Below are 8,239 nucleotides of genomic sequence, written 5' to 3'. Positions count from 1 at the left end.
TCGACCAGGATCGCCTGGACCGGGCAGGCCGCCGCGGCGCGCAGCACCTGGTCGCGCTGGGCGTCGTCGGGGTTCGGGTCGTACATCAGCGCTTCTTCGCCGTGCATCCGGAACGCGTCCGGAGCCAGGAACGCGCACTGGGCGTACCCTTCGCACCGGGAAAGATCAACGACAACTCTCATCCCGACCTCCGCAGGGACTGCAAGCTGCGGACCCTGAGGCCGGTGCCACTCCGGCACGCAATGTGCGCGACAGGCCTGGAGAGAAGGTATTCGACCGTTGTCCACCCCTGCGAAGTGCGAGGGGGGTGCACCGTGCCCGTCGGGTCTCCACAGTAAGAATTGATCATCGCGAGTAGAGCGACCGCTGTCTGCAAGACCGCCTGGAGAACCTGACCTTGTTCTCAAAAGCGTAGCTCGCGCGTACATCACCTGCACACCAGGGAACAAGTAACCCGTCAGTAGGTTCCAGGGTCGCTTGCCTGTCGTTTCTCAGTGCCAAGCCGCCTCGTTGGGCTTTCCGGGTGAATTTCCGGAGGCGACACCGCCGAGGACGTACGGATCGCGCTGCTCGCGGCGCAGTGCTCCTCCCGGCGGGCGGAGATCAGCGACGCCGTGGGGGACCTGCTGATCGCCCTGGTGCAGAAGATCAACGCTCACGCCGAGCGGTGGGTCGAGAGGCAGCTCACGGCCGAGTTGAAGAACTCGGCCGCGCGGTCCGCACGATCTTCCCCTACGACTACCTCGCCAGCCCTGACCTTCGCCGCGAGATCCACGGTGGCCTCCAGGTCGTGGAGAACTGGAACAGCGCGAACTCGTCCTGCACTACGGCAGGGACGGCGCTCTCACCAGCCCGGACAAGGAGCACGCAGAGATCGCGATGCTCGCCCTGCACCTGCTTCACTCCGCGCTCATGCTCAATCAACACCCTGCTGCTTCGGCTGGTCCTCGCCGAACAGGCCTGGGCGAACAAGCTGGTTGATGAGGACCGGCCCGGCCTGACCGCCTTGTTCTGGTCGAACATCAACCCGTACGGCACGTTCCGCCTCACGCCCAACTACGCGTGGGCCTTTCAGCGAGTCGGGCACGTGGCTCTTGGCCACCTTGTACAGCTCGACGAGCGCCTCTTCCCTGGACTTGTTTCCGTTCACGGGCCGAACGACCTTTATCTGCCGATGCGTTGCTGCGCCATCGGCCGTAACCGTCTCGTCTGCGATGATCAACCACGCAGGCATTGATCCCTCTCTTTGCGACTGGATGCGACGGCCCGCGTGTCGCGAGCCGGGAACCGTATCGGGTTCGGCTTGGTTCGCTGCTCAGACGGAGCGGCACGGAGACTCCGCGCGCTCCTGCATGCCTGGAGTTCCGCATGGGGGGAGGGCAGGGACCTGGGCCCCTGCCCTCTGGTTCGTGTGCTCAGCCTCGGCCGTCACACGCCTTGCAGTCGCCGCTTCCCTTGCAGCTGCTGCACTTGGCTCCGCTCCAGCCTCGGAATCCGGAGCCGTCGCAGGTGGTGCACTTGCCGTTGCCCTTGCATCGCTGGCACATGTTGACTGCTCCCTACTTGTGGCGGATCGGGGTGTAGGTGTGGGGCGTCTCCCAGCCTCGGGCGTGCTTGGTCAGGATCGGCCCGAAGTAGGAGTTGGGCCGGGTGCCGCCACCATTGGGCAGGTGGGCGCTGCCCAAGGCCGGGCTGTACTTGCGGAAGATCGCGATGGCCTTGGTGAGGCAGTTGTTGTACGCGATCTGGTAGCCGTTGTCCCTCATGGCCCTGAACGTGCGCTGCGCGGCGGCGACGTCGCCGCTGGCGGTGTCGATGCACCGGTAGGCGTCGTAGCGGTTCTTGTGGTGGCCGGGGTCCGGCCCGAGGCTCGCCCGGATGTCGTTCCAGCTGCCGCTCGTCATCCAGCTGCCGTTGTTCTCACCTGCCGGGGTGTAGCTGTCTCCCTGGGCGTTGTCGGTCGAGCCCCAGATCCAGCGCTTGCTGTTCCCGGGGTCCCGCAGCGCCCAGGCGACGTGCCCGGCGCCACCGGCGCCCTCGGCGTCCCGGAAGAAGCAGACTCGCCCGCCGGCTGCGGCGTCCGCCTGTGCGGCGGGCAGGAGAGCGGGCGTCATCGCGCCCAGCAGTGCCGCAGCCAGGAGGGTCGACCTGGCGCGACCCTTGCGAACCTTCGTTCGAATCATGGTTTGTTCCTCTCGTGTCTCGGAGACTTTCGGGATACGTCGGCGAGGTGGATGCGCCGTCAGAATCGAGGGTGCCCAGGGGAATCGAGCGAGACCACAGGCGTCGGGGAGGTGCATGTTGCAGTGCAACTTTCACCGCCGCGACCTGCGGAATCTGGTGTCGACGTGCAAGAGGGAAGGGTCTACCGGGTTGGGAAGCACGAACGAAGAACTGATCGACGAGTTCGGCGATGCGCTGGATGAGTGGGCCAAGGAGGTCAGGCACGTCTGCCGCGCGTCGGGTGGCCCGCCGGATCGCCATGAACCACGGATGCACCAACTGAGTTATGCCGCTGGTCAGACGTCGCAGCCGGGCCGCACCAGAGCACGGTGTCGCCCTACAGTCATGATCGCCCGGACAGAACCTAAGACGCCTGAGGTCTTTCCGTCAGGGGTTCTTGAGCTCCAAACACCACGCGATCCGCGACGCCATCGGCATCCCTCTGGCCGTGACACTGACCGGCGGCAATCGCAGCGACGTCATACAGCTCACGCCTCTGCCGGCCGCGATACCGCCCATTCGCGGCAAACGCGGCCGGCCACGGCAGCGCCCCAAGAAGATCTACGCCGATGGTGGCTACGACCGTGACTGCTGCCGCCGCCAAACCTGAGCGAGGGGCATCAATCCGGTCATCGCCCGCCACGGCACCGAACGCGGCTCCGGCCTGGGCACCAAACCATGGGCAGTGGTACGGACCATCGCCCTCCTGTACGGCTTCCGACGCCTGTGTACCCGCTGGGAGACCCGCCACGACATCCACGAAGCCTTCCCAGGCCTCAGATGCTCACTCATCTGCCGGCGCCGACGGGAACCAACATTGCGTCAGGGGCTCTTGGCTCATCAGAAGCTGAAGCTCATCAGCGCCGGCGACTCCAAGCGGGCCGTGGCGTCGAAGAAGGCCACCAGCTCGTCGTAGGCCCACTTCAGGTACTCGAGTTCGAATTCGTTCTCGGGGTCCCAGATGTTGGGGTACACCTTTTCCTTGGCCATCTGAACCGGGTCGTAATGGGTGGCCAACCGCTCCCACGGCAGCGCGCGCAGCCTCTTCGCCACGTCCTGGACGCTCTCGACGCTCCAGCTGAACAGCGTGCCTTCGTCGTCTATCGGGTCACCGTCCATCAGGAATTCAATGGACTCATCGGCCTCGCCAAGCAGGAACTCCAGGCCGGCCCAGGCCTTGTCGAGGTCGGCGCCGGGGTTGTCCGGCCGGAGCTCGTCGACCTCCCAGAGGAATTCTTCGGCCCACTCAGGGTCCTTCACTGCCTTGTCCAGCTCCTCTGGTGTCACGCGTGTGAACGAGATGACCATGCCCATGAAGGCAGCCCCCATCATCGAGTTGAGATCGATCCATCGATTCGACGAGCGAGTGTTCCACGTCGCACTGACAGTCCGAGCGTAGGGACGGAAGGCGGGGCGCCCGTCGAACGTGCGCTGTCGCGCGGCCAGCACTCCAGGTCGTTGAGTCGTTGGCTGCCGTGTGCCCGTCGGCTCTGGTGGGCGGACGGCGCCCGGATGGAGAGGCGAGACCCTGGAAGGAGGCGTACGGGAGGATCCCGACCCGCGGACTGCCGCGAATCGGCCACTGAGGAACACGTCGTACGGCGTGCGGCAGTTACTCATGACCTCCCGGCGGCAACTACCTCCGCATCGGGCAGCGGACAAGCCGCAAGCAGCGCCACCGGCCCGCGCCCAAGGAAACCCCCTGTGCAGTTGCTGCGCCTCCTCGCGCTGCGCGCAGATGTCGCCGGGCTCCTCGGTGAAGGAGTACCGCGAGGCGTTGTCGGCCGGATCGAGATGGGCGGCGTGCAGCACCGCGGTCCACGACGTCCGTCCATCTCCAGGAAGGCGACCAAGGAGTTGGGCCAGCCGGGGATCATCTGGTCGGCACTTCGACCTCTCCCGTAGACGTGGCAGAACAACAGGTCCGGGCTGGTAGGGGTATCGGGACGCAGTCGGTTGCTCACGTCCACCGCGCGGACGATCCGCCCATCGGTGGCGCGCGGCAACGGGGTGGAGGCAAGCAGCCCGTGCAGGCAGCGCGGGTCCAATCAGCTGTGACGGACCGCGTCGTACATCGCCCCGTGCCCGCGCCGGTGCCCGGCAGCCAACTCAGCGGCCGCTCCTTCACACTTCGTTACTCGGCACCTCGAAGAGTGGAGGACGGCCGCGTCATGTGTCCCCGGAAACTGGGGATATCAGCAGGTCGGAGCACACACGAGGTTAAACAGGAGGCTCAGAAATTGACAGGGGCGTGAAGATATGTCCCCGGCGACCTGTTAAAACCGCAGCGCACAACGTTTGTTTACGGGAACTCGGGAATTGACAGGGGCGTGAGGATATGCCCCCGGGGACTCGCTAAAACCACACCCGCACAACAGTTGTTCACGCGCACTCAGAAATTGACAGAGGAGCGACCATTGCCTACGGTCCCATCCTCAGGTTTTTACCGATCGCACCCGAGGGTATTCATGACCACGTCCCCAACGTTGCCGAAGTTCAGGCACCAGTTGATCCTTGCCGTTCTCATGTTGTGCTCGCTGCTGATCTGGCTGGACAACACCGTCCTGAGTACCACCTTGGAGACGCTTGCAGACCCGGTCCGCGGACTGGATGCCAGCCCGGCCGAGCTTCAATGGGCCACAGGCTCATACACTCTGGCCTTCGCCACCTTGATGTTCACCGCAGGCGCACTGGGTGATCGCTTCGGTCACCGAACTGTGCTCGCAACCGGATTGATGGTCTTCGCCGGGTCCTCGGTGTGGGCGGCGTACGCAAGCGACGCAGACCAACTGGTTGCCGCCCGAGCCGCGATGGGAGTGGGCAGCGCGCTGATCATGCCCGCCAACTTGGCCATCCTTATGTGGACCTTCACCGGGCCCGCGCGGGCAACCGCGATCGCCATTTCCTCGACGTCCGCCGGTGTCGGAATGGCTGTAGGCCCGGTGTTGGCAGGGTTGCTCCTCGAGCATTTCTGGTGGGGCTCGGTCTTTCTGGTCAATGTTCCCGTCGTGGCGCTGGCGTTGGCCGGGATCGCCATGTTGGTCCCGAATTTCCGCAGCCCCGTCCTGCGGCCGCTGGACCCGGCTGGGATGTCGCTGTCGATAAGCGGGCTCGCGGCGTTGGCCTACGGGCTGATCCGTGCAGGGCAGGTGGCCGCCTGGAGTCGTGCAGATGTCTGGGCGCCGATCGCCGTCGGACTGGTCCTGCTGGCCGCTTTCGTACTCGTCGAACTGCGAATCAAGGCCCCTAGCTTCGATCCCCGACTGCTCGCGCAATGCGCATTCGGTGGCGGCAACGCGGCGCTCGGATTGCTTCTCTTTGCCGTGGCCGCCGTCACCTTCTATAGCGCGTTCTATCTACAGGGCGCACGCGGCTTTTCGCCGATCGAGGCGGGCTTGGTCAGTCTTCCGACCGCACTCGGTGCGATTCTGGGGGCGCCCCTTGGCGCACGTCTGGTACGCCACTGGTCGCTACGACCTGTCACCGCACCGGCGCTCACCGTGGCGGCGCTGACCATGGGCGCGTACGGGTTCCTCGGACTGCACACCCCACTCGTCTGGATCGGGGCCCTGTCTTTGGTCCAGGGCCTCTCCATCGGCATGGTGCTCGGCCCGGTGACGGCAGCATTGATCAGCTCCCTGCCGTTGGAACGGGCCGGTGCCGGGTCGGCCGTCACCAACACCGTGCGACAGACCGGCAGCGTGATCGGGATCGCGGTTGGCGGCACGATCATGTCGATCGTGTATCGGCGCGCGATCGAACCCTCGCTGAGCGATGTACCCGGGCCGGTGCAGGACCGGGCGCGGGTCTCCGCCGAACAGGCCCGGCATGTCGCCACCGCGATCCACCGGCCCACTCTTGCGCACGCTGCCGATGATGCGTTCGTTCACGCGATGCACGTCGGCGCAGTCTGGATCATGCTCATCGCGCTCTTCGGAGCAGCTGTGCTGGTGATTGCCCTGCGTCCTGTCGGAAAGCCCACGGGGCTGGTACAGGAGCCGGACTTCGATCGAGGAGGCAGCCGCTCAGTGAATGGGGCGACCCCCCATTCTGGGGCCGATAGCCAACCCGCTTATGAGGGCAATGACGTGGGCGGCCACTGACACGATGGGAATCGCGCAAAAACTTCCTGGTGCCCTGCTTGACAGTCAAGCCACGTACTTGCCCGACCGTCATATGTTTGCCTTGTGGACCTGGTCCGGCCGCGCCGTGGGGGCTGCCCCGCCGGTCGGTGATGTCGGGACAGTTGCCTTGGTTGTTCCGACGCCGGACCATGGCGGGTTTGAGGTGGCCGACGTCGACTGCGCGCTGATCGAGCCGGACAGGCTCGCCAGCGCGCCCCTCGACTCGCCTGGTCGGTCGGTGGATGGCTGGCGGGCGCGGATTGCGGGCGGCGATTCGGCCCTGCCGATCGCAGCGCATGCCGTTCCCGATGCCACCGGTGTCGCCGTGACGTCGGCGGAGCATGCCGTGGCCGTCTTCCGGCACACCAATGCTGTTGCGACCGAACTGCGCACGGCGCTGACCGCCGAGCTGCGGCCATATCAGGTTCGCGGTGTGAGCTGGTTGCGTGAGACCGTCGACGCACACGGCGGCGCGGTGCTTGCCGACGAAATGGGGCTCGGTAAGACACTGCAGGCCATCGGCTATATCGCCGGGCGCGCCGAGGAGGGGCCACAGCTGGTGGTGTGTCCCACGTCGCTGGTCGGGAACTGGGCGCACGAAATCGCGCGGTTCGCACCTGACCTGCGAACGATAATCTGGCGTGGCGGGCCGCTGAAAGCAGTGGATAGCGGGACGGTGGTGATCACCGGCTACCCGACGCTACGCATACACGGCCCTATCATGATGGAGCATTATTGGGCCACTGCGGTTTTCGATGAGGCGCAGGTGTTGAAGAACCCCCGCACCCAGATATCGAAGGCCGCACGAACCATCGCGGCCGACGCGCGAATCGCCTTGACCGGAACGCCCGTCGAGAATCACCTCGAGGAGCTTTGGGCGCTGCTCAATCTGGTCGCACCGCAACTGTTCGGGCACAAGACGCAGTTCCGTCGTCGCTTTGCCCGGCCGATCGCGGACGGCTCCCTCGCCGCCGCTGCCCGACTGCGCGGGGCAATCGAGCCGATCGTGTTGATGCGGAAGAAGTCCCAGGTCGCGGGCTCGCTCCCACCCAAGATCCACGCCGACCTGATCTGCGACCTCACTGAGGAACAGCAGCAGTTGTACGACCAACTGCTGGAGCAGGCGATCGACGACGGCTTCGGCAGCGGCGCACAGCGCCAGACCAAGGTGTTGGCAGCCCTGACCGCGCTCAAACAGGTCTGCAATCACCCGGGCCTGATCACCGGTGACCTCGATGAGCTGTCAGGAAGGTCGGGAAAGTTCGACCTTTGCACCGACATTGTGACCAACAATCTCGAAAGTGGCTCGCCAACCCTGATTTTCACCCAGTACCGGCAGACCGGTGAGCTGCTGGTGCGACACTGCGGCGAACAGTTCGGTGTGCGCGTGCCGTTCTTCCATGGCGGCTTGAATCAGAAGCAACGGGACGACATCGTCCGCCGGTTCCAGGCCGACAACGGTCCGAAAGTGCTGGTGCTCAGCCTGAAGGCTGGGGGAACCGGGCTCACTCTCACCCGCGCAGCCGATGTCATTCACTTCGACCGATGGTGGAATCCGGCCGTGGAAGCGCAGGCCTCCGATCGAGTCCATCGGATCGGTCAGACCCGCACCGTCACCGTCACCACTCTGACCACGGGGACCACCGTCGAGGAGTGCATCGCGGCCATGCACTCGCGCAAATCCGCGCTCTCCGATATTGCCGATATGTCAGGTGTCGCCGAATTGACTCGCTTGGACGATGACCGTCTCATTGCGATCCTGCGCCGGAAGCGAGACAGCTGACCTATGCCCGACAATCCCTCGCTCCGTACCCCCCGCCACAGCGTTCGGCCATGGTCACCGAAGGGCTGAGTACAGAGACCAGGCGCCCGCCCAGCGCGGGGCCTTGCGG

General features: G+C 65.3%; 7 protein-coding genes and 3 pseudogenes. 5 read left to right on the top strand and 5 right to left on the bottom strand.

What is annotated here, in order from left to right; genetic code table 11:
• Both AB0C96_RS42785 and AB0C96_RS42780 read right to left on the bottom strand, forming a co-directional pair.
• The coding region (locus AB0C96_RS42785; RefSeq protein ID WP_362925682.1) for a ferredoxin at positions 1-182 on the bottom strand (182 nt) is incomplete at its 3' end.
• Positions 183-491: 309 nt separating this feature from the next.
• Positions 492-659, bottom strand: a complete 168-nt coding sequence (locus AB0C96_RS42780; RefSeq protein ID WP_362925683.1) for a hypothetical protein — start codon at positions 657-659, stop codon at positions 492-494.
• Between AB0C96_RS42780 and AB0C96_RS42775 the strand changes: the two genes are divergently transcribed.
• Positions 581-1,237: a Tn3 family transposase gene (locus AB0C96_RS42775; RefSeq protein ID WP_362925680.1), complete on the top strand. Its 657-nt coding sequence runs from the start codon at positions 581-583 to the stop codon at positions 1,235-1,237. The two genes, AB0C96_RS42780 and AB0C96_RS42775, sit on opposite strands and share 79 nt — an antisense overlap.
• 322 nt (positions 1,238-1,559) lie before the next feature.
• On the opposite strand, the gene AB0C96_RS42770 is transcribed toward AB0C96_RS42775, so the two are convergent.
• Positions 1,560-2,183, bottom strand: a complete 624-nt coding sequence (locus AB0C96_RS42770) for a Tat pathway signal protein (protein WP_362925678.1) — start codon at positions 2,181-2,183, stop codon at positions 1,560-1,562.
• 443 nt (positions 2,184-2,626) lie between these two features.
• On the opposite strand from AB0C96_RS42770, the pseudogene AB0C96_RS42765 reads away from it, so the two are divergent.
• A pseudogene (locus tag AB0C96_RS42765) lies at positions 2,627-3,028 on the top strand (transposase); the annotation flags it as partial.
• 35 nt (positions 3,029-3,063) lie between these two features.
• Here AB0C96_RS42765 and AB0C96_RS42760 read toward each other — a convergent pair.
• The gene (locus AB0C96_RS42760) at positions 3,064-3,537 is read right to left on the bottom strand and encodes a YfbM family protein (RefSeq protein ID WP_362925677.1); all 474 of its coding nucleotides are present in this window, start codon (positions 3,535-3,537) and stop codon (positions 3,064-3,066) included.
• 218 nt (positions 3,538-3,755) lie between these two features.
• On the opposite strand from AB0C96_RS42760, the pseudogene AB0C96_RS42755 reads away from it, so the two are divergent.
• Positions 3,756-3,984: pseudogene (locus AB0C96_RS42755) on the top strand (VOC family protein); the annotation flags it as partial.
• A gap of 9 nt (positions 3,985-3,993) precedes the next feature.
• On the opposite strand, the pseudogene AB0C96_RS42750 reads toward AB0C96_RS42755, so the two are convergent.
• Positions 3,994-4,331: pseudogene (locus AB0C96_RS42750) on the bottom strand (transposase); the annotation flags it as partial.
• A gap of 360 nt (positions 4,332-4,691) precedes the next feature.
• Between AB0C96_RS42750 and AB0C96_RS42745 the strand changes: the two are divergent.
• Together AB0C96_RS42745 and AB0C96_RS42740 are read left to right on the top strand one after the other, a co-directional pair.
• On the top strand, positions 4,692-6,326 hold the full coding sequence (locus AB0C96_RS42745) for an MFS transporter (protein ID WP_362925675.1): 1,635 nt from the start codon (positions 4,692-4,694) through the stop codon (positions 6,324-6,326).
• A 4-nt stretch (positions 6,327-6,330) separates the two neighbouring features.
• Positions 6,331-8,130 (top strand): DEAD/DEAH box helicase, encoded by a 1,800-nt coding sequence (locus tag AB0C96_RS42740; RefSeq protein ID WP_362925673.1) that lies wholly within the window; start codon positions 6,331-6,333, stop codon positions 8,128-8,130.
• Positions 8,131-8,239 lie beyond the last annotated feature (109 nt).

Origin of the sequence: Streptomyces sp. NPDC048506 (assembly GCF_040651315.1) — a bacterium.
Taxonomy (GTDB): domain Bacteria; phylum Actinomycetota; class Actinomycetes; order Streptomycetales; family Streptomycetaceae; genus Streptomyces.
Note: the sequence above shows the minus strand (reverse complement) of the source record. Positions and strands in the feature narration are given on the sequence as shown.